Consider the following 20,554-nt stretch of genomic DNA (forward strand, 5'->3'; position numbering starts at 1 on the left):
AATCCGGCTACAAAACACCACTGAAAAATGAATTGCCGGGAATTCGTGTTCAAAAAAATGGCAGGATTACCGGGAAATCTGGAAATCACTAATTGTTCAGCGCTTCCCTAAGCCACCCGCACTTTCACGGCAATAAAAAAGCTTGCCGGATTTCCCCGGCAAGCTTTTTTAAACCGTTTGCTTGGAATTTATTTGCTTTTGCTCGCGCTTTCCAACTTTTCCTCGATGGTCGCAGCGGGAATCATCCCGCCAACAATCGAGCCATCGGCAAAAACCAGCGTCGGCGTGCCCGACACTTTATTCTCATGACCTGATTTTACCAATGCATCCAACGGCGTTTCGCAATCTTTACCCGACGGCGCAACACCCTTCAACATAAAATCATCCCAGGCTTTGATTTGATCCTTGGAACACCAGATTTTTTTCGACAATTCCATCGAGCCTTTCAATACCGGATAAAGCAGCGTATAAATTGTCACATTGTTGATGTTCACCAACTCTTTTTCCAATTGCTTGCAATACGGGCAATTAGGGTCGGTGAAAACGGCCACCTTGCGCGAACCGTCGCCTTTGACGATTTTGATGGCGTGCTGCAACGGCAGTGATTCCAATGGCACGCGCCGCGCCGCTTTGATCTCCTGAATGCGCTCGTTGGTCATGCTTACCCGGGTTTTGGTATTGATGACATGGCCGAAGAAGAAAAAATCCGCTTTATCATCGGTATAAAATACTTCGTCACCGACAACCACTTCATACAAACCCAAGTACGGTGTTTTTTTCAAGCTATCAATAGTGCTCCCGGCAAAATGCGGTTGAATGGCTTTCCTTAACGCTTCTTCATCGGCCCAGGCGAGTCCGGAGAAAAAACTGATTACCAGAATTGAGATGAAAAGCTTTAAGCGCGTGGCCATAATGACTCCAGTGTTAGAAAATAAAATTTAATTCAATGCGTGCTGCATCAAGCGATTCTTGATCAGCGGCAAGCGGTTGGTGATTTCAAGCCCGAGATTGCGCAAGCGCGCCAACGTCGGGTTGGAATTGTTGAACAGTTTCTGCAATCCATCGGTGGCCAGTTCCAGCGCCAGAATATCTTCCTTGCGCGCCAGTTCGTAACGCCGCAGCAACATAAAATCGCCGCAATCCGTCCGCATCCCGCGCGCATTGAGAATCGCCGCAAGCTCGCGGGTATCGCGCAATCCCAGATTGACGCCCTGCCCGGCCAACGGATGAATGCCGTGCGCTGCATCGCCGATCAGCACCAAGCGTGGTTTGATCAGTTTTTCGACGTGCACAAAATTCAATGGGAAACCCATGGGCGGCGTGATCAACTGCAATTTACCCAACGTATGCGAAGCTGCTTCCTCGACGCGATGGCAAAGTTCATCCGCAGGTAAATTGCGCAGAAAATCCGCGTGATCTTCAGTCGTCGACCACACCATCGACACCCGCTTATCGGGCAGCGGCAACAGCGCCAGCACGCCGTCCCTCCTGAACCATTGGTGAGCAATCTGCCGATGCGGCCGTTCCGTGCTGAAATTGGCGACCACACCGATCTGGTTGTACGCATGGCGCGACACGTCAATCTCCGCTTGCTTGCGCACCCAGGAATTCACACCATCCGCGCCCACCACCAAAGCGGCCTCAAGCTGGCTGCCGTCGTCCAGTTGCACCTCGACATGCGATTCCTGCCAGGTTATCGCAGTGCATTTCGCCGGACAAAAAATGTGCAGATTTTCATTCGAGGATTTGAGCACTTCCCAGACCGCCGTTTGCAGTTGGCGGTTCTCAGCGATAAATGCCAGCTCCGGTATACCGATCTCGTACGCACTGAAGTTAATATGCGCAGTATTGTCATCGCCAAACACCGCCATCTCATATACCGGCGCCACGCGTTCGGCCCCCATCAACTGCCACACGCCCAACTCCTGCAGGAACGCCGCGCTACCCGGACTGATTGCATACACCCGGCTATCCCAGCTGTCATTCTGCGGCAAGGGCGGCGTTTCATGCGGCTCTATCAGCGCCATCTTCAAGCCGCTACCCTTCAGCGCCGCCACCAGGCTTGCACCTACCAGTCCGCCACCGATCACTATCATATCGAATTTCATGGAATTGATTATACAGTCGCTTTGTTGCGGATAGGTAATACAAACTGCATCTTCATCGAAAGCCGAAACCGGTTGACTATCTGATTCATCCGGCAGCTGCACATTTTCAGCACGACGCGGCTGATGGCCAGCTCACGTTAAATAATTGGAAAACAACGCCGAATCCCCTGAAAACACGCATAAACCCTTGTCAAGTCACATTTTTGATCTTGACAAGCCACCCCCTCAAAGGCAAAATGCGTCCCTTGCGTTTTAGCACATGGCGAATTAGCTCAGTGGTTAGAGCAGCGGAATCATAATCCGTTGGTCCGGGGTTCAAATCCCTGATTCGCCACCACCCCAAAGCTCCACACCGCCTCAAAAAATCAGCAGCACTTATATAAATCCGATCTTTTGATCAAGACCACTCCCTTTTTGTTTTTCACCGCCCCTGGCCATTTAAGGTCATGATGTAGAGTGCATTGAGGAATAAGTACAATTGCGCCGGCATCGCTTGAAAGCTTAGAACCTGATATCTAAATAGGGCAGTGGAAGAAAGCGGGCTTAACGATAAACAATTAACTATGCTGCAAGCGTAAGGTTTTAATCCTCGTCCGGCTTTGGAGCCGGGCGCTACATAGCTTGCTGCCGCATTCTGTCTTTATCTTTCTTGTTTCAATCCTCGCCCGGCTTTGGAGCCGGGCGCTACGATCGGATTCACGCAGTATTCCGGCCATTCATAGGTTTCAATCCTCGCCCGGCTTTGGAGCCGGGCGCTACATCGTTGTCCATGCTTTCCGATGCTGTTGACTGGGTTTCAATCCTCGCCCGGCTTTGGAGCCGGGCGCTACCAACACCATGTGTTGCTCCCCCGGTCATGTTTGCGTTTCAATCCTCGCCCGGCTTTGGAGCCGGGCGCTACAGCACAGTTCACAAGGCAATTTATACCCCGAAAGAGTTTCAATCCTCGCCCGGCTTTGGAGCCGGGCGCTACTTTAATTGCAAAGGAGGAATATACAGTTACGTTAGTTTCAATCCTCGCCCGGCTTTGGAGCCGGGCGCTACTCCTACTCCCTCTCGGAAGGCGAGAGGCTTCGTGTTTCAATCCTCGCCCGGCTTTGGAGCCGGGCGCTACCTCAACCAGATCATTAAAAAGATATCAGTGCGCAGTTTCAATCCTCGCCCGGCTTTGGAGCCGGGCGCTACTCTCGACGTTGCGATATCGATATCAGGGGGACATGTTTCAATCCTCGCCCGGCTTTGGAGCCGGGCGCTACTCGTTCTGTCCGTGGTATCTGCGGCAGGGACGTATACTGTTTCAATCCTCGCCCGGCTTTGGAGCCGGGCGCTACTTCAAGATATGCTCTTTGATGGCAGACTGCATGGTGTTTCAATCCTCGCCCGGCTTTGGAGCCGGGCGCTACGGCAATGCGGCATTCGCTGGAACGATCAGTGCGGGTTTCAATCCTCGCCCGGCTTTGGAGCCGGGCGCTACCATCTTTTCTTCGTTTGTGCAACATGCAGGATCGTTTCAATCCTCGCCCGGCTTTGGAGCCGGGCGCTACCTGGGCGGGTGTCGGCATGGACAGTAACAACACTGGTTTCAATCCTCGCCCGGCTTTGGAGCCGGGCGCTACCGGTGTTGGCTGGTGCAATGCCGCTTCCATGCGATTGTTTCAATCCTCGCCCGGCTTTGGAGCCGGGCGCTACCGCCGAAGCCGCAGCCCGCGAAACTGCATTTTTGCGCGTTTCAATCCTCGCCCGGCTTTGGAGCCGGGCGCTACCGCGCACGGCAAATCGGCTATGCAGTCGATTGGAGTTTCAATCCTCGCCCGGCTTTGGAGCCGGGCGCTACCGCCCTGCCAACACGTTGTAGCGCGTAACACCGCTGTTTCAATCCTCGCCCGGCTTTGGAGCCGGGCGCTACGGGCAATCCCTGGATAACACCTTTCTGCTTGGCCTGTTTCAATCCTCGCCCGGCTTTGGAGCCGGGCGCTACGCAAGGATAGCGGAAAGAGTCTGCCATTTATGTTTGTTTCAATCCTCGCCCGGCTTTGGAGCCGGGCGCTACCGTCACGGAAGGCTAGTGCGGAGGTACCTGAACTGTTTCAATCCTCGCCCGGCTTTGGAGCCGGGCGCTACTACCTACAACCTGAAGAACCACCAGAGGCTCACAGTTTCAATCCTCGCCCGGCTTTGGAGCCGGGCGCTACAATAGGAGAGGATATCCTTGCACAGGCCGAGGACGTTTCAATCCTCGCCCGGCTTTGGAGCCGGGCGCTACGTAGTGGTACCAGTAATGATGAACGGACTTTCTGGGTTTCAATCCTCGCCCGGCTTTGGAGCCGGGCGCTACAGCCGCGGGGCCATCCAATTGCGGGATGGGTGTCGTGTTTCAATCCTCGCCCGGCTTTGGAGCCGGGCGCTACCTGCACGTCAGCTTAATCGTGCATTCACTAACAAGTTTCAATCCTCGCCCGGCTTTGGAGCCGGGCGCTACATCGACACATTAGCAATCATGTTTCGAAGTTGGGTGTTTCAATCCTCGCCCGGCTTTGGAGCCGGGCGCTACACTTCTACCTTTCTTGTCTTCCCGTTTGCCTTTCGGGTTTCAATCCTCGCCCGGCTTTGGAGCCGGGCGCTACATGGGTAGATAGTGCGAAGGGCCGTCTTCAATTGAGTTTCAATCCTCGCCCGGCTTTGGAGCCGGGCGCTACCAAAATATAGTGTCCCTTGCGCCACAGCCCACGAAAGTTTCAATCCTCGCCCGGCTTTGGAGCCGGGCGCTACAGGACAACGTACCTCCCGGCATCGGCCCCGTTGTGTTTCAATCCTCGCCCGGCTTTGGAGCCGGGCGCTACCAATGGCACAAATCGCACTGCGAATCAAGGCAACGGTTTCAATCCTCGCCCGGCTTTGGAGCCGGGCGCTACTGGTTATTGAGCGTATCGATATCTCAAGCTCCTTGTTTCAATCCTCGCCCGGCTTTGGAGCCGGGCGCTACCAATGTCGAGGATTCTATCCTTGGGCAGATTAAGGTTTCAATCCTCGCCCGGCTTTGGAGCCGGGCGCTACAACATGAAATGCAAGTGCTGAAGGGGCAACTAATGGTTTCAATCCTCGCCCGGCTTTGGAGCCGGGCGCTACAGTATCCGTTGGCCCGTCCGGCACAACGGCAGTAAGTTTCAATCCTCGCCCGGCTTTGGAGCCGGGCGCTACAGCAGTAGACGAGACCACAGCAGTAGCGTACCAAGGTTTCAATCCTCGCCCGGCTTTGGAGCCGGGCGCTACTAGCCTTGAACAAGGTGGTGCAAGAGGATAAGGTGTTTCAATCCTCGCCCGGCTTTGGAGCCGGGCGCTACACGATTAAGGAATTTATAAAACTACAGGAAGCGCGTTTCAATCCTCGCCCGGCTTTGGAGCCGGGCGCTACAAAACACCCGGCCTTGCTGGCGGTCAGCCCAAGGTGTTTCAATCCTCGCCCGGCTTTGGAGCCGGGCGCTACGCGCTTTCCAATGTCTTCCATGTTTGGCCGTTAAAGTTTCAATCCTCGCCCGGCTTTGGAGCCGGGCGCTACGGTATCGAACAGGGCGTGCCTATTTCCAAAATAGAGTTTCAATCCTCGCCCGGCTTTGGAGCCGGGCGCTACCCGGTTGCGGCTGGCCGCTTGGCCGGTTGCGCGGGTTTCAATCCTCGCCCGGCTTTGGAGCCGGGCGCTACCTAAAGGAGAAGCAAAATGATCGTGTTTAAAAATGTTTCAATCCTCGCCCGGCTTTGGAGCCGGGCGCTACAGTACAACTGCAACCCGATCATACAACAAAGAAATTTTTTGTTCACGCGCGAACTGGCGATTTGGGAAATGATTTTGGGATGTGATTGCGAATGGGGCTTTCAGGAAGTTTTTATTTTTCATGAGGTTGTTCTTTCCGCGAACCAACCGATGTTTTGCCGTTGCTTGCGATTCGCGGGTGTTAGACGATGAGCGATCCATCGAAATCGATGGCTTTGAATTTTCCATATTCTTTGACGTGCAGATCGACGGGCTCGGTCAAACGATATAGCCGCAGGTTGTCTTCCTTTTCGTCTATCTCGGCCAATAATCTGCGTTCCAAATCTTCATATTGCATCAAACTGACTTTGCACTCGAATACCGATTTTTGCACGCGCTGTCCGATTCCTTCGCAAATTTTGGCAACGCGCCGCAATCTTCTGCGGCCTTCCTTGGTTTCGGTTGAAACATCGTAGGTTACGATAATCAGCATGGTTATTTCACCAGAAAGGGAATATACGCTTCCATGTCGCCACGGATGGTGCGCGCCATGAAACGCGCTTGCAGTTGCGGCAATAATCCGAATGGCACTTTGGCATCTAGTAGCGGATGGGTGATTTCTTCCTGCTTGCGTTCTTGATAAGCGGCTACAACGATTTTCCGCGCATCATTTTCGAGATACACCGCACCGCCTTCGCGTAGCTGCATATCCCTTTCGGTAATCTGACCACGATTAACCAGCGTGAGCACCAGCCGGTCCGCCAGAATCGACCGGAACTCTTCCATCAAATCCAGCGCCAACGCCGCTCTGCCGGGACGCACACTGTGCAAGAAACCCAGTTGCGGATCAAGTCCGACGCTTTCAATCGCCGAACGGCAATCGTTCATCACCATCGCATAGAGAAACGAAAGCAGCGCGTTGAAACGGTCGCGCGGCGGCCTGCGCGTGCGCCCGTCCATGGTGAAATACTCACGGACATTACGCCGCACCAAACTCGACAGCGCTGAGAAATATACTTTGGCGGCATCGCCTTCAATGCCGCGCACCACGTCCAGATCCGCCGCCACCGCCAGATTGCGTATGGAACCGGCCAATGCTTCCGATGCTTGGGTGAGTATTTTCTGATCTTGTTCGTCTGTCGTTTCACGCGCGCCGCGCTGCAAAACCTGGCGGGAATTACGCAGTTTTCCGGCGATCACGGCTTTGGCTAATGTCAGTACGAACGGTTCCTCTGCTGCTTTGCGATGCTGCGCCTGGCGCAACAGAATATTGCCGCTGACCGCGCCTTCCAGCCGGGCCTTGAATCGCCCGTTGCCATCGAGCAATACCAAGCCGATGCCATCGTCGGCGCAGCGGTGCATCAGTGCCGGAGAAATCATGATGTTGCCAAAGCAAACGAGCGTGCCCAGATGATGCAGCGGCACCTGAAGTTTCTTTTGCCGTTCCACATCGATGCGCACGGTATCGTTTTCCAAATGCGCGTAGGCATTGGGCGTCATAATGTAGAGCGTGTTGAGGATTTGATACATTTTGTATTACAATCTGTGTAGCATTTTATAACATGCCGAGGAATACAGCATGACCACACTCAATATCCGGCTGACCGAGCAAATTGAACAACGGCTTTCGGAAGAAGCGGAACGCGAAAATAAAACCCGTTCCGAAATCGCTCGCGATGCATTGAACTGGTATTTATTGGAGATCGAGAAAAAACGTTTCATGGATCAACTCCTGGAAGAAGCCCGCACAGCGTACTCAAACGAAAGTATCCGGCAAGAAGCGCGAGCCATTGCCGAGGAATTTCTACCGATTGAAAATGAAGTGCTGGAGAATGTTGAGGGCCGTATATCCGGCGATTTACCGCAGACGGAATCTTCCGGAAAATGGTGGAAGTAATCCGCCGTGGCGAGATTTGGACCGCCAACCTGAATCCGCCGCGCGGGAAGGAAATCGGCAAGATCCGTCCGGTTTTGGTTTTTCAGGACAATGCACTGACTGCGATCGGAACACCGATGGTCATCATCCTGCCACTGACAACGCAGATTTATCCCGCTTTCAAACAATGGCGCATCACCGTCACCGCTCGCCACCGCCTGCTGAAGGATTGTCAGATCGTTGTCGATCAACCGCGAACCTTGGATCGCGCCCGATTCGGAGAAGGGCCTTTGGCGACACTCGGCGAAGAGGAAATGATTTCCGTTGAGCGCGCTTTTCTGGGGGTATGCGGCATGTTTCATTACGCTATTCATCCACGCTAAACAATCCATCTAGCAATTCATGCTGATGCGTTTTATCCGCCAATGCTTGCGGCTGGCAAATTTCCTTCAAAGAACACTCCTTGCAACGCGCATCGTTGACCGGTGGCGGTAATGTCCCGGATGCCAGCAAGGCACGAACCGCCGCTACGGTTTCCTCGACTTGCCGGCGCAGCGAATCGGTGATCGTCACTTCACGGCGGCGACGGGAAGTGTGATGATAAATCGCGCCATGCGTCACCGGTTTACCGGTCATTTCTTCCAGGCAGATCGCTTGCGCCGCCAGTTGGATATCGTCATGCGCTTTTGCACGTTTTTTACCGTGCTTGTATTCCACCGGATAAATCCGCCCATCCGGATAAAATTCGACGACATCGCATTTACCGATCAAACCTAAGCGCTCCGACCAAACCGGTAGAGCTTTCTCGCTGCGCACGCCTTCAAATGACTCAAAACCCGGCTCATCGACACGCTGATGCACGGCATTACCGCGCATGGTATGCACGTTTTCGTCAAATGCCTGCTCGACATGAATCAACGCACACTGACGCGGACAATAACTATAGTGCTGCAACGCGGAGAGCATGATGGGGTCGTCGTTATCCAAGCGTTTATTCATGTACGGCGATGGCGTGTTCAACGTGAGTCAACAACGTATGTACATTAAGGATTTCCACCTTGCGATCAATCAGTTCGTCGAGTTCGGTAATGCCTTCTTCGTAGCGCGCTTGAACGGCAAATATTGTGTATTGAACCAATGGCCAATATGCGTTTACCTCAATGCCTTGCAATTCCAGCAAAGCCAGCAATCTCGCCAATTCATGCGTCATGGGATAAGTGTCGGTATGAATGCATAGCCATGCTTTCAATGCTTTCTCCACCGCTTGCTGGATATGAAATCCGAAAATCTCATCTGCAAAAAGCGGATTGTCTTGCATGCCAATCAGTGCGTTGAAGTCTTTATGCGCCATGCGCAACATCGCGCGCGCCCGATCAAGGTCGGCCATGCAGCACTTTCCCTTCGCGAATCGCCCGGCCAATCACATGATTCGTTGAATTCTTCCACTGCTCGAATTCATCCCGGCTGTAGAGCAAAATATCCTTGGAAATATTCAATCCCTTCAAAGCGATATACAAACGCGCCGCTTCTTTCCTGCGGCTGCGCTGCGGTGAGAACGGTTCGGTTTCTACAATTAGCAAGTCGACATCGGAATCCGCCCGAGCATCACCCCTTGCCCGCGAGCCAAACAGAATGATAGCTTCCGGAGAAACCTCGCGAACGATGGTGTCGACCATCTGCTGCAATAGAATTTTTTCATCAGGGGTTTCGATTGGAGAGGTCATTTTGATGTTCTTTTGTCATCAAATTCATTTAAGTTATTTATCGTTATGCCTTTCTTTCCAGAGTTACGCCAGATGGTAAGCCGGTGTCATTGACGTCAACCTGATAATCATCGAACGAGCGGGGTACGACTACATCATTCTTAAGTTTTGGCTGGATACGTTCAAAGAGACTGTAGGCTGGTGCATTGCCCAATTGACTGTCATGCTTAAAAACATACAAGCCGCGTGTAGCCATCTCACCCCGTGCAGCAGAGCGGTCATGTTCGAACATATTCACCAACGATTGCCAGAGTAATTCCAGATCATCTTCGTTGAATCCGGTCTGACTGGCAAGATGTGCTGAAACGAAACCGTGTGCAACATAGAGGCCGTATGGCACGGTGAATTTACGCCCCATCGTGCGGTTGTCGCCACCTTGTTTCTCTGCTTCCGCTTCGGTAGCAACCGCCATGCGGGTAATGGAGTGTTCTTGCGCCACAATCGGGTCGATGGATCGTGCAAAGGTTAGCTGAACGGGACCGCGGACTTGTCCGCAGTTGATACCGGTCGACATGACTGCACCAAAGGTGCGTACATCGAAGAAATTTTTGCACATCCACTGCCTCGCTTCATCAACGGCATCACCACCCTTGCGCTTCTTATCATCACCTTCGAGAAGCTCCGCTTTGCCGATACCTATATAAGCTCGTTTATTCTGATTATTAAGGATTGCTTTTTCTTTAACATAGATTTCGAATGGCGGCTGCTCCCCCTTAATCAAGCCGACAAAGTTACGCACCTTGCGCTTCAAGCTCACGTCAGTCACCAGACCACGACCGGTTTCCGCATCCACGCGCGGTAAATTACCTGCATCAGGATCACCATTGGGATTACCATCTCTTACGTCAAATAACAAAACGAAGTCGTACCGGTTGTTGAGTGCCATGTGATTATTCTCCCTTGATTGTGGATTCGGATTTGGTGAAAAAGGCTTGCCGTTGATGATAATAGCCAATGGCAAAACGGCCTTGGTCTTGCAAATTGAGCTGTGCCGGAAAATCGGTAATACCATTCATGATCTGTCCTAGCGCTCTTTCATAATTGATGACTTCACCTTTATTATCCAGTTTAGCTAGATGGTGATTCTTAAGCTTAAGCAGCGTTGGCAAAACAGTGACTGGAGTACCTGAAGCCGCTCCGTAATAGCGATCACGGATCGTTGCATTAATGCCAGGATTTGCCCGTTCCTGAATACGCTCCAGCACGGCAAACAACCGGCCAAGCCGGTAAGCGGTATTCGTGTTGTTTTCGTCCAGTGACACTTTGAGTTCCTCCTTGCCTGATTGACGATTAAGGCACGCTTTGATGATCGAAGCGCGCGGGTAAGTGACTTCATGTTCAGCTCGAATCCGGCGAATTGCGCCGGAGAGCAGCGTTTGCGGATAAGGCAACCCTTCAATCACACTACGCATGACATCGCCGCCGAGATTGGGCGGAATGTTTTCCGATTTGCCCAGCATCGCTGTTGCGACCAGCAGGCGGAACAGCGACAGTGTTTCCGATTCGTGCGGTGCATGAACAATGCGCAGATCATCGAAATGACGGCGAATATTAACAGCCAGCTCGCCCACGGTTTTAACATGCCAAAAGCGTACAGCGATACGGGCAGCATTAGGCGCAAGACCCAGCACATAAAACCGGGTGTCATCGGCTTCAAAGCTGCCCGCACCGGTTTTGGGCGCACTCAACAAAGCAGCAACTGCTGCGGTGCCGAGATCAGGATTGTCTTTGGGTGGTTCACTAAACAATCCGGGAAACACTTCCTCCATCGGGTGCCCCGGGGTTGCTGCCCAGAAAACCGTTGATGCATCGCCCACTTGGATACGTTGTCTCGAATCTTTTGCCAATAAATGATTGAGTGCAGTGGTGTAGGAAAAAACAGCGCGTTTTCCGACCGGCGCATTCTCACCCTGTGATTTGCCATACGAGCTGAAAGCATCCAGATTGAACGAAACAATATTTGCACCGGAACTTTGCGCGCCCCATACGCCTTTGACGGAAGGATGCAATCGCTCAATGACATCTTCATCGCCTGAAACCAAACAAAGTGAGGTTTTATCAGAGTCGACATCGTCCTTCGTCGATAGCGCAGCCGCCACTGCCGGACGTTCGCATATTGGCCCGGAATCACCTTCCAGCCGGAATGTCAGATTGGCTCCGGTTTCCAGAATCTCCGGCCATGAAGAATGTAAGAAAACTTTTTCAAAGCTGCCACGCTCAAGAAAAGACAGTACCGCCTGAATACCTGCATCATTTGAAGCGGCGAAGCGGGAGCGAATGGCTTCAACGAATGCCAGATGCTGTTCACGAGCACGTTCCGGTTTTCCTTTGTCGTCGACTCCAAAAACATAACCGGAGTGATCCCATAACAAATTGGCCGCGACCCCCGAAGATCGCTTGACAGTCTGCGGTACGAGATAGGATTTTGCGATTTTTTTCTTGCCCTCACCTTCCCGCGTGTCATCCAAGCCAGCAAAGTGACCATCCGCTGTCAGCACGACAAGAAAGGGGATTGGTTTATGCTCGAAACCGGGCGGCGCCAGGTTGCTATCCGGCAACCGGGTTTTGCGCTGATAATACTCGTTAAGCGCTTGCAAAATCATCCTCGTACCTCCTCGCTATTCCAGGCCGGAATATTGAGTATGCCGTTCTCCAGTGTGGCACGGAAAAATCGCGGTTGCGGATCGGCTGCATTGCTGTAGTCCATGTCGTACAGCATCCAACCCAAGTCACGCGTTTCCTTAACAGGATTCAATTGTTCCTGCACTAGATCAATCAGCCGGAAATCGCAAGCAAACTCCCGGCAACCAAGGTAGGGTTGATTGACGCATTGTCCCTTCTCAGCACGGCGTTCGAACATATCCAGAAATTTGGCTGGCATATTGTTTTCTCCGGCATCCGGTTGCAACTCGAAATGCGCATGGATGCGATAAGCCACGTCGCGCAAAAACAACCCGGCGCGCTGCTGGCGTTCATCTTCGATATTTAACCCGAGGGAGCCTGTGCCCTTGTTCATGGCTTCCTGGGCGTTGCGCACTGAAATGACCACACCCACTTCATTGCGCCGGACAGAAACCCAACGGATCGGCTTGAGCACCTCGATCTTGTCGATATGCCAACGAATGGCGGGTTTCCACAAGATGGATTCAAACACCGCGCGAGCCGATGACGGCGTCATCACATCGTAGCTCACACGTTCGACCTTCATTTCCGGTCGCGTGAAACAAGCGAAATCGCCGCTGACTTCGAGGCAATATGTTTTCATTCATCCTCCTATTTAAACCACGCTTTGTGCCGGATCAAAAACAACATCTTTGCTCATCAGTAATCCTAGCTGCGAATGGTAAAGTAAATCTGTGTTTTGCATGTATATCCCGGGGGGAATTTCCTGAATTTCTCGATTTTCCAACAGTTTCCTACACTCATGCTCGCGAATATTGACTGTATAACGTTGCAATTTGCGTAATATACCCCGGCGTTCATGCGGTTGCATATTTTGACTTTTCTCGAGCGCATCAATCAGCCTTGTACTTTCGCCATAGCGTACGATGACAGCCGTTTGTCCTTCTTCATCGATCAGGCGGAAATTGCTGGCGGCGGTACGGAAGTTAAACTCTGCTTTTCTTGCTTCGGCTTGGTTATGTAAATCCAACAAACCGACGATGTTTGCTTTATCCAGGCTGTTCAGACTCTCATAATAGTGCCGGAAGTAGGCTTCAAAACGTTCGCGAGTGAGCGGGGCACCTTTAGATAATCGCATAATTTCTTGCCCACTTTGCTGTGCTTTGCGCAGCAATCCCGGCGCGGCAGGTTTAGGTGGAACAAACACCACGACCTTACCCAGTTGTGTCAGCATCCCTTCGCGATTGCAACGCCCAGCCGCTTGCGCGACGGCATCCAGCCCTGCCAAGGCGCGATAAACCACTGGAAAATCCATATCGACCCCGGCTTCTACTAATTGCGTACTGATCACGCGCGTTGGTATGCCATCTTTCAATCGTTGCTTGATTTCGGCGATGACTTGACTGCGATGCTGTCCACACATCAGCGCCGATAAATGAATCGTGCCCTTCGGCATCAATCCATGCAATTCACGGCAATCCTTGCGTGAATTGACAATGCAAAGCACTGACTCATATTGCTGCAATTCTCCGGCGATGGACTCCCAAGTGCGGGGACTGGCAAAATCATCTGGCAATTCGGTTTTTACCCGCTTCAGATCGGCATAAAGCCGCTCCGGGTCATCCATCAATTCGCATACATTCTTTAATCCGGTAAATTTTGAACGTGGAGAGAAAGCCGGTTGCGTTGCCGTGGACAGCACGAAGCTGACTTTGTAGCCATTTGCCAAATCCTGCATCACATGCAGAATCGGCGCAAGAAATTCCGGCGGCAGCAATTGTGCTTCGTCCAACACCACCACGCTATTGACGATATTGTGCAGCTTACGGCAGCGGCTGGTTTTTGCCCCGTAGAGCGACTCGAAAAATTGCACATTAGTGGTGACAATGATCGGTGCATCCCAATTTTCCGTTGCTAACCGGGCGCGTGAATCTTCACGATCCGGATCGAGATTGCTGTGATGTTCGATCACATTCTCTACACCGAAAATATCCCGAAAGATTTCCGCTGTCTGTTCCAGAATGCTGGTGTAGGGAATCACATAGATCACATGATTCTTGCCATGACGGAAAGCATGGTCGAGTGCAAAAGCCATGCTCGATAGTGTTTTTCCTCCCCCTGTCGGCACGGTCAATGAAAACAAGCCGGAAGGTAATTCTGCTTTCTCCCGGCACTGCTGCAATACGTCTGCACGAATGCGATTGACATCGCTATCTTTAGCATTGGCGGCTTTATCGGCCATGTGCTGATCGAATGCTTTTTTCAGTTCTACTATCGAAGGATACCCGGAGCGCAAGCCGCTCCTTTTATCATCCATGAAAGCTTCCGTATCCAGAAAATCCGCATCCACCAAACAAGAAAACAGCATTCTGAGCCACAATGCCAGTGATCCATTAGGCGGTAGCGATCCAGGAGGGGATTGATTGAGAATTTCAGCCGGTGGCATAGCATCAAGTGCCTCTTGCAAATAGCCTTTACCGTTTTGTATACGCTGAAGTAGCACCGATTGGCCACCTTCCGCATTGTTCCAATCAGGCAAACCGGCATGATGCCCGGCAATCAAATAAGCCAGAATACGCCCTTGCAATCCGAGTTTCTCGATGGCATGAATGGCACCCGCTGTGGAATGATCAACCCGCCCAGGCGCTCCTTCGATATGTGCTTCCGCATCGTAACCGCTCACCGATTTGATGTATTGCTGAAATTTCTCGCGGTATTTACCCAGGTCATGCCATAACCCGGCAAGATGCGCCCAATCTTCGCTACCGAATGCCTTAGCCAATTCTCCGGCTCGACGGGCAACTTCGAGCAGATGTTCTTCCAGTGCATGTTCTATCCATTTACCTTCTTGATCTTGACGAACATGCGCAAGTGCGATTTGCGTTTCCTTTTGTTGATTCATACCCATCATCTCACCTCCACGAATTATTGCTTATCTCATGCATCGCAAGAAACTTGTTAAGCATTGGGATTGCCATATAATGATGCTTAATCTGATGCGTGAGAGAACTAAACATGAGAACCACACTGAATATTGACGATGATTTATACGCGCAAGCGGTTGAGTTGACCGGGGTGCATGAAAAAACCGCGCTGGTGCGTGAAAGTTTGCATGCCTTGATTGAGCGGGAAAGCGCCAAGCGTTTGGCATTACTGGGCGGTTCAGAACCGGATTTGATGCCGATATCGCGCAGACAGTCCATCATGGCAAAAGAATGAGCCACGTATTGGTGGATACTTCCGTCTGGATAGACCACCTTCGCGGGAGTGACGATCTTCTGGTTGCTTTGCTTAACAAGCACCGGGTACTGATGCATTCGATGATCAGGGGTGAACTGGCTTGCGGTCATTTGCATCATCGGTTGCAGATCCTGACTTTATTGCAGCATCTGCCCCATGTTTCCGAGGCCACCCACGATGAAGCAATGACGTTCATGGACAATAAGCAGCTAATGGGCCGTGGTATCGGATTTGTCGACGTGCATCTTCTGACTGCTACTGTGCTCACACCAGGTGCACGCATTTGGACACGGGATAACCGCTTATCAGCCGTAGCGCAAAGCTTGGGAATCGCCTGGCAATCCGGTTGATTCGAAGAAAAAAGCATTATTACACCCGCCATCTCACCTCCACTTCTATCCGTTCCCACGGATTATTGCTTTTTTTCAACCCTACGATCAAAGCCGACATTGTTTCGCCACGGTCCAGCAGTTGCGAAACGGCGGCATTGTCTTTTGCGGGAATGTAGCCGAGTTTCTCACCTTGCCAGTCGATGCGAACGGCGCGTTGGTCGAAGCGGTTGCCGGGTTCGCGAATCAGCGTGAGCGATTGTCCAGTAGCGAGTTGCGGCCAGAGGGTTTCGCCGTGGTGGTACTGAAATCCCGCCACGGGAGAGATTTGCAAGATTTTCCATTGGCTTGATGCCGGTTTGGATTGCAGCATCGCAGGAAAGGCAAATCCTCCGAGCAGTGCGGTGAGTGATTGCAGGAATACGCGCCGGGACATGGTGTTTCTCCATTGAAAATGACACCTTTGCATTATCCCAAGCAGCAGGCTCAAAACCTGAGCCTGTGAAGTTATTTTTCGAGATTTTTTAAACCCAATCGCTCGCGCAATTCGTCGAAAATGGATTGATCAAACGGTAAATTGGCGTCTGTTTTTCTTAACTCAAAGTCCCGCAACAGCGCTTCGACTTTTTCCCGGCCATTTTTAGTTTTGACGGCTTGCAACGGCGTCTTGCCGTTTAGTGCGGGCAGTTTTTCATGCAGCCATTGGCGATAATGCTCGCGCATGAATTCCATGATTGTTTCCCGCACTTCCGGGCGGTTGTTTAGCTCTTCCTGCTTTTCCCGCCGTTGCCTGGTTTGGGCGTCTTGGCCTTCGTCTTGCATGTGCGCCAGCATGGCTTGCGGGGATTCGATGACACTGGTTTTATAGCGGGCTTCCGGTAGTAATTTTTTGATCAGTTTCTGGAATTGTTGCGCCCGCTCGTCCGAATTGACTTCGGTAGCGAGCTGATGTCCCTTGATATTGATGTTACCGAGCACTGTGTTGTCCCAGGATTTGTGTTGCGCGTTGCCTTTTTTCAGCCAGGAAAACTCGATATGGTGTAATTCGCCCGCTGCGGTAAACTTGGCGCCCGCCAGGAGTTCATCTTCCATACTATCGATACAAAGCGCCTTCAGCGCCGCGAATGCCATTTGCGCGGACGGAATGTCATAGATGAGTTTCTGCATGACCACCGGCTCGCCGTCGGTATTGCGTAACTCTGGCATGCGTAGATGAAGCAGCCGGTTGCTGATTTGATGATAAATCACGAGCATCTCATCATCATGCTCCCTGAGCAGGGCTGGTGTTAACAGGTTTTCCAGTTTATAAAGCTGTTGCCGGAAATCCACTATGGCAATTTTTTCAGCGGGCGGGAAGAAAATCGGCGCGCAAGCTTCCAGTATTGCAACATGATCCACCTTAACCAGCTTGCCGAAAATGATTTGCCCGGCTTGTGCCTGAGCCGATCCGGAACGCTCGGTGACATAGCATTCTTCATCCAGCAAAATATCATGCAGCACAAATCCATCGCCGGGCCGCACGGTGACAATCTCGTAAAAACTGAACGGAGTCACGCTGCATTGCTCGAGGTAACGCTTCAGCAACGGTTCCAGTTGCTTGCCGTAGTGATCGAGAAATGCTTGTCCTGTTGTGCGCGTATCCGGGGCGTCACTGCCATTGAGCGTAGCATCCGGGTGCCAGTTATGAAGAAACCAGGGCATGAATAACTGCATCTGCGGCAAGTCCGGATCGAATTTTTCGTCACCCCACAGGGTGAAATCATCCCAAGCTTCCAGCAAGGTTTCCGGTCCCCGCCGGTTTTGCTCGAATGTCAGCAACTTATCCGGCAATCCTTTAATGGCACGGCTGATTTGATGCCACAATAAATCCTCGGCTTGCTGCGCTCCTTCCGTCCGCAAACAACACTGTTTGTATTTTTTTCCGCTGCCGCAAGGACAAGGGTCGTTTCGTCCGGGTTTCATTTTTCCTTCCTTTCGGGTAAATAATTCTTCTGCACTTGCTGTAAGTTTTGCACGATAGTCTGGCGTAACGCTTCCGGTGCGATAACTTCGACTGCCGCGCCGTGCTTGAGGATGTCCATTACCAGTTCGATTTCGTTGGCGTAAGGGATCCGCAATTCGTAGCTGCCATCGAGGAGAAATTGGCCTTGCTGGTGCGGATGCCATTGTTCATCCGCGACCCAACGGGCACGTTCGGCAGTGAAGCGCAAGACCGCGGTATGTTTTGCCTGACCGGCAAAAATACCATAGCTGGAAGCAAAATGGCTGTTGAGCTCATTATCGGCAATGTCGCGCGCCGCATGATCGAGCATCTGGCACGCGGCGATGCGTTCCACGGCAAAACTGCGCAGCGCTTCTCGCTTGTGGCACCAAGCGTCGAGATACCAGTTGTCGCGGTAATGCGTGAGCCGTTGCGGCGAAACGATGCGTTCGGTTTGCTGATCGCGGCCACGGCTGTGGTAGACGATGTCGAGTTGCTTGCGTTGCAACACCGCGCTGGCGGCAGACTGAAAATGCTGCAAGGCCGGTTGCCTGCTCAACATGGTCAAAATGCGGATGCGCTTGACCGCATCCGGATCGTTCAGTTGCTGAGTTGCCAGTATCTTTTTCAACCGCTCCTGCATCGGTTTGAGTTGCAGGGCAAGCAAGCCCGGCTGAATTTGTTCCAGCAGTTGCTGCATGGTCAGCAGCGCGTGCAATTCCTGCGCATCAAACCAAACACCGGGCAATTCAAATAGACCGGCATCGCGCGATTCGTAGTAATAGCCGTTGCGTTCCCGGTCATAGAGAATCGGGGCATTGAAATACAGCCGCAACGATTCGATGGTGCGGTTGACCGTGGCGCGGGAACATTCCAGCAGTTGTTCGAGCGTTTGGTGCGACACCGGCAGGGTGCGTATGCGATGCAATTGATAGATTCGCTGGAGATTGCCCATAATTGATTTCAATGAATGCGAAAGCTACAAATTCGTTGATACGGAATTTCTCTTTAGCGTATCATAAGACCCTCGGAAACATCAGGCGCCGGTCAAGATTCACCCCTCTGTTTCGTACCGTTTATCGTTTGTTTTTATCCTGTTGCCATTCAGTAAAACTATGAAAGAATCGCAGGCGATATCCTTGCTATTGATTTTTGTATTGAGCATGCTATCGCACCCCGCTTTTAGCCAGCAAACCCGGAAATTTCCTCCCAATAGTCAATTGGGCAGCCTGACGGCAGTGGCTTTTCCGCACTTCACCATCAACGGGCAGCAAATGACGATGGGCGCGGGCGGGCAGATCCGCGGGATCGATAATATGATTATTCTGCCGTCTACGGCGAACTATATCGGTTTGATCCGCTTCCAATTGGATACAATGGGCAATCTGCACCGGGTCTGGATTTTGACGCCGGATGAAGTCAAGGAAGCGGAAAGTGAAGGGCAACAGATACCGAAACCGAAAAAACGTTTTTTCTTTTTTTAACACAGCGCTAAATCATTCGTGAGTAACAAGCTTTATATCAAAACCTTCGGTTGCCAGATGAACGAGTATGACTCGGAGAAGATGGCTGATGTCCTGCACGCCGCGTATGGCATGGAATCCACCGACGATCCGGCGCAGGCCGATATCATTCTGTTCAACACCTGTTCGGTGCGCGAGAAGGCGCAGGAAAAAGTGTTTCATGATCTGGGACGAGTGCGTCATCTGAAGGAGAACAATCCCAATTTATTGATCGGTGTCGGCGGTTGTGTCGCCAGCCAGGAAGGCAAGGCAATTGTCAGCCGCGCGCCGTACGTCGACGTGGTATTCGGGCCGCAGACATTGCACCGCCTGCCGCAACTGATTGAAACGCGCAAAGCCACCGGCCGTTCGCAAGTGGACATTTCTTTCCCTGAAATCGAAAAATTCGATCATTTGCCGCCTGCCCGCACCGAAGGGGTTACGGCGTTCGTTTCGATCATGGAAGGATGCAGCAAATATTGCAGTTTCTGCGTGGTGCCGTATACGCGCGGCGAAGAAGTGTCGCGCCCGTTGAACGATGTGCTGACCGAAATCGCCATTCTCGCGGATCAAGGCATCAAGGAAATCACCTTGCTGGGGCAGAATGTCAACGCCTACCTGGGCACCATGGACGACGGCGAGATTGCGGATTTCGCTTTGCTGTTGGAATATCTGCACGAAATTCCGGGGATTGAACGCATCCGTTACACCACATCCCATCCGAAGGAATTCACCGCGCGTTTGATTCAGGCTTACAGCCAGCTGCCTAAATTGGTCAACCACTTGCACTTGCCGGTGCAATCCGGTTCCGACCGGGTTCTGGCGGCAATGAAACGCGGCTACAGCGTGCTGGAATACAAGTCGATCATCCGCAAGGTGCGCGCGATCCGCCCGGATATTTCGTTGTCCTCCGACTTCATCATTGGTTTCCCCGGAGAAACCGAAGCGGATTTCAACGCGACGATGAAACTGATCGAAGACATGAATTTCGACGAATCGTACAGCTTTGTCTACAGCCCGCGCCCCGGCACACCCGCCGCCGATCTGCCCGACGATACGCCAGCGGAAGTGAAGCTGGAACGGCTGCAACGCTTGCAAGCGCAAATTAACCAGCAAGCCCGCAAAATCAGTCTGGGGATGGTCGGATCGATACAGCGTGTGTTATTGGAAGGTGTATCCAAAAAAAATGCCGGTGAGTTTTTCGGGCGCACCGATAACAACCGCGTCGTCAATCTGGCCAGCGATCCCGCGCTGGTGGGCAGTTTTGTCAACGTGCGCATCACCGAAGCACGTTCGCATACGCTACGCGGCGAAATTGTGCATGGATAAAAACACATCCGCGGCAAGGTTCTGCACTTGCAAAGAATCGCGCCCGCTGAGAGAAT

20 protein-coding genes, 1 tRNA gene, 1 pseudogene and 1 CRISPR repeat array are annotated in these 20,554 nt (G+C 52.2%); of the genes and pseudogenes, 7 read left to right on the forward strand and 15 right to left on the reverse strand.

Annotated features, from left to right (window positions below; translation table 11 throughout):
* Positions 1-188: 188 nt before the first annotated feature.
* Together DU481_RS06980 and DU481_RS06985 are read right to left on the reverse strand one after the other, a co-directional pair.
* The gene (locus tag DU481_RS06980; protein WP_350133492.1) at positions 189-911 is read right to left on the reverse strand and encodes a DsbC family protein; all 723 of its coding nucleotides are present in this window, start codon (positions 909-911) and stop codon (positions 189-191) included.
* A gap of 27 nt (positions 912-938) precedes the next feature.
* Entirely contained in the window at positions 939-2,108 is a 1,170-nt protein-coding gene (locus DU481_RS06985) for a UbiH/UbiF family hydroxylase (RefSeq protein ID WP_350133493.1), read from the reverse strand.
* Between the two features lie 261 nt (positions 2,109-2,369).
* Between DU481_RS06985 and DU481_RS06990 the strand changes: the two genes are divergently transcribed.
* Positions 2,370-2,445: transfer RNA gene (locus tag DU481_RS06990), tRNA-Met, on the forward strand.
* A gap of 242 nt (positions 2,446-2,687) precedes the next feature.
* A CRISPR array of direct repeats spans positions 2,688-5,878; the repeat unit is 37 nt; unit sequence GTTTCAATCCTCGCCCGGCTTTGGAGCCGGGCGCTAC.
* A 180-nt stretch (positions 5,879-6,058) separates the two neighbouring features.
* On the opposite strand, the gene cas2 is transcribed toward DU481_RS06990, so the two are convergent.
* On the reverse strand, positions 6,059-6,349 hold the full coding sequence (gene cas2 / locus DU481_RS06995; protein ID WP_350133494.1) for a CRISPR-associated endonuclease Cas2: 291 nt from the start codon (positions 6,347-6,349) through the stop codon (positions 6,059-6,061).
* A 2-nt stretch (positions 6,350-6,351) separates the two neighbouring features.
* Positions 6,352-7,386: a type I-C CRISPR-associated endonuclease Cas1c gene (gene cas1c, locus DU481_RS07000; protein WP_350133495.1), complete on the reverse strand. Its 1,035-nt coding sequence runs from the start codon at positions 7,384-7,386 to the stop codon at positions 6,352-6,354.
* Between the two features lie 49 nt (positions 7,387-7,435).
* On the opposite strand from cas1c, the gene DU481_RS07005 reads away from it, so the two are divergent.
* Both DU481_RS07005 and DU481_RS07010 read left to right on the forward strand, forming a co-directional pair.
* Positions 7,436-7,753, forward strand: a complete 318-nt coding sequence (locus DU481_RS07005; protein ID WP_350133496.1) for a YlcI/YnfO family protein — start codon at positions 7,436-7,438, stop codon at positions 7,751-7,753.
* Positions 7,741-8,115 (forward strand): type II toxin-antitoxin system PemK/MazF family toxin, encoded by a 375-nt coding sequence (locus DU481_RS07010; RefSeq protein ID WP_350133497.1) that lies wholly within the window; start codon positions 7,741-7,743, stop codon positions 8,113-8,115. The genes DU481_RS07005 and DU481_RS07010 overlap by 13 nt, the downstream gene beginning before the upstream one ends.
* Here DU481_RS07010 and cas4 read toward each other — a convergent pair.
* Genes cas4 through DU481_RS07045 form a run of 7 tightly spaced genes read right to left on the reverse strand, consistent with a single transcriptional unit; the run spans position 8,099 to position 15,019 of the window.
* Positions 8,099-8,731: a CRISPR-associated protein Cas4 gene (gene cas4, locus DU481_RS07015; RefSeq protein ID WP_350133498.1), complete on the reverse strand. Its 633-nt coding sequence runs from the start codon at positions 8,729-8,731 to the stop codon at positions 8,099-8,101. The genes DU481_RS07010 and cas4 overlap by 17 nt on opposite strands.
* Positions 8,724-9,119 (reverse strand): HEPN domain-containing protein, encoded by a 396-nt coding sequence (locus DU481_RS07020; RefSeq protein ID WP_350133499.1) that lies wholly within the window; start codon positions 9,117-9,119, stop codon positions 8,724-8,726. The genes cas4 and DU481_RS07020 overlap by 8 nt, the downstream gene beginning before the upstream one ends.
* Entirely contained in the window at positions 9,106-9,456 is a 351-nt protein-coding gene (locus DU481_RS07025; RefSeq protein ID WP_350133500.1) for a nucleotidyltransferase domain-containing protein, read from the reverse strand. The genes DU481_RS07020 and DU481_RS07025 overlap by 14 nt, the downstream gene beginning before the upstream one ends.
* 43 nt (positions 9,457-9,499) lie before the next feature.
* Positions 9,500-10,381, reverse strand: a complete 882-nt coding sequence (cas7c, locus tag DU481_RS07030) for a type I-C CRISPR-associated protein Cas7/Csd2 (protein ID WP_350133501.1) — start codon at positions 10,379-10,381, stop codon at positions 9,500-9,502.
* Positions 10,382-10,385: 4 nt separating this feature from the next.
* Positions 10,386-12,098, reverse strand: coding sequence for a type I-C CRISPR-associated protein Cas8c/Csd1 (gene cas8c, locus DU481_RS07035; RefSeq protein WP_350133502.1), 1,713 nt, complete (start codon positions 12,096-12,098; stop codon positions 10,386-10,388).
* A complete protein-coding gene (gene cas5c, locus DU481_RS07040) occupies positions 12,095-12,760 on the reverse strand; it encodes a type I-C CRISPR-associated protein Cas5c (RefSeq protein WP_350133503.1) in 666 nt (221 codons plus the stop codon). Before cas5c ends, cas8c begins: the two co-directional genes overlap by 4 nt.
* A 12-nt stretch (positions 12,761-12,772) precedes the next feature.
* Positions 12,773-15,019, reverse strand: coding sequence for a CRISPR-associated endonuclease Cas3'' (locus DU481_RS07045; RefSeq protein ID WP_350133504.1), 2,247 nt, complete (start codon positions 15,017-15,019; stop codon positions 12,773-12,775).
* A gap of 113 nt (positions 15,020-15,132) precedes the next feature.
* Between DU481_RS07045 and DU481_RS07050 the strand changes: the two genes are divergently transcribed.
* Complete coding sequence (locus tag DU481_RS07050; protein WP_350133505.1) at positions 15,133-15,336, forward strand: type II toxin-antitoxin system VapB family antitoxin; 204 nt, start codon at positions 15,133-15,135, stop codon at positions 15,334-15,336.
* Complete coding sequence (locus DU481_RS07055; protein ID WP_350133506.1) at positions 15,333-15,707, forward strand: type II toxin-antitoxin system VapC family toxin; 375 nt, start codon at positions 15,333-15,335, stop codon at positions 15,705-15,707. The genes DU481_RS07050 and DU481_RS07055 overlap by 4 nt, the downstream gene beginning before the upstream one ends.
* A 19-nt stretch (positions 15,708-15,726) precedes the next feature.
* Here DU481_RS07055 and DU481_RS07060 read toward each other — a convergent pair whose 3' ends face one another.
* From DU481_RS07060 to DU481_RS07070, 4 genes and pseudogenes are all read right to left on the reverse strand, one after another.
* The gene (locus tag DU481_RS07060) at positions 15,727-16,122 is read right to left on the reverse strand and encodes an HIRAN domain-containing protein (protein WP_350133507.1); all 396 of its coding nucleotides are present in this window, start codon (positions 16,120-16,122) and stop codon (positions 15,727-15,729) included.
* A 71-nt stretch (positions 16,123-16,193) separates the two neighbouring features.
* Positions 16,194-17,399: an antitoxin Xre/MbcA/ParS toxin-binding domain-containing protein gene (locus DU481_RS07065; RefSeq protein ID WP_502889923.1), complete on the reverse strand. Its 1,206-nt coding sequence runs from the start codon at positions 17,397-17,399 to the stop codon at positions 16,194-16,196.
* 180 nt (positions 17,400-17,579) lie between these two features.
* Positions 17,580-17,645: pseudogene (locus DU481_RS15570) on the reverse strand (SEC-C metal-binding domain-containing protein); the annotation flags it as partial.
* Complete coding sequence (locus DU481_RS07070) at positions 17,645-18,622, reverse strand: helix-turn-helix transcriptional regulator (RefSeq protein ID WP_350133509.1); 978 nt, start codon at positions 18,620-18,622, stop codon at positions 17,645-17,647. The pseudogene DU481_RS15570 and the gene DU481_RS07070, both read right to left, overlap by 1 nt.
* A 160-nt stretch (positions 18,623-18,782) precedes the next feature.
* Between DU481_RS07070 and DU481_RS07075 the strand changes: the two genes are divergently transcribed.
* Both DU481_RS07075 and miaB read left to right on the forward strand, forming a co-directional pair.
* On the forward strand, positions 18,783-19,151 hold the full coding sequence (locus DU481_RS07075; RefSeq protein ID WP_350133510.1) for a hypothetical protein: 369 nt from the start codon (positions 18,783-18,785) through the stop codon (positions 19,149-19,151).
* 18 nt (positions 19,152-19,169) lie between these two features.
* Positions 19,170-20,498, forward strand: a complete 1,329-nt coding sequence (miaB, locus tag DU481_RS07080; protein WP_350133511.1) for a tRNA (N6-isopentenyl adenosine(37)-C2)-methylthiotransferase MiaB — start codon at positions 19,170-19,172, stop codon at positions 20,496-20,498.
* Positions 20,499-20,554: the final 56 nt, after the last annotated feature.

This window comes from Nitrosomonas sp., from assembly GCF_040240425.1.
GTDB lineage: Bacteria > Pseudomonadota > Gammaproteobacteria > Burkholderiales > Nitrosomonadaceae > Nitrosomonas.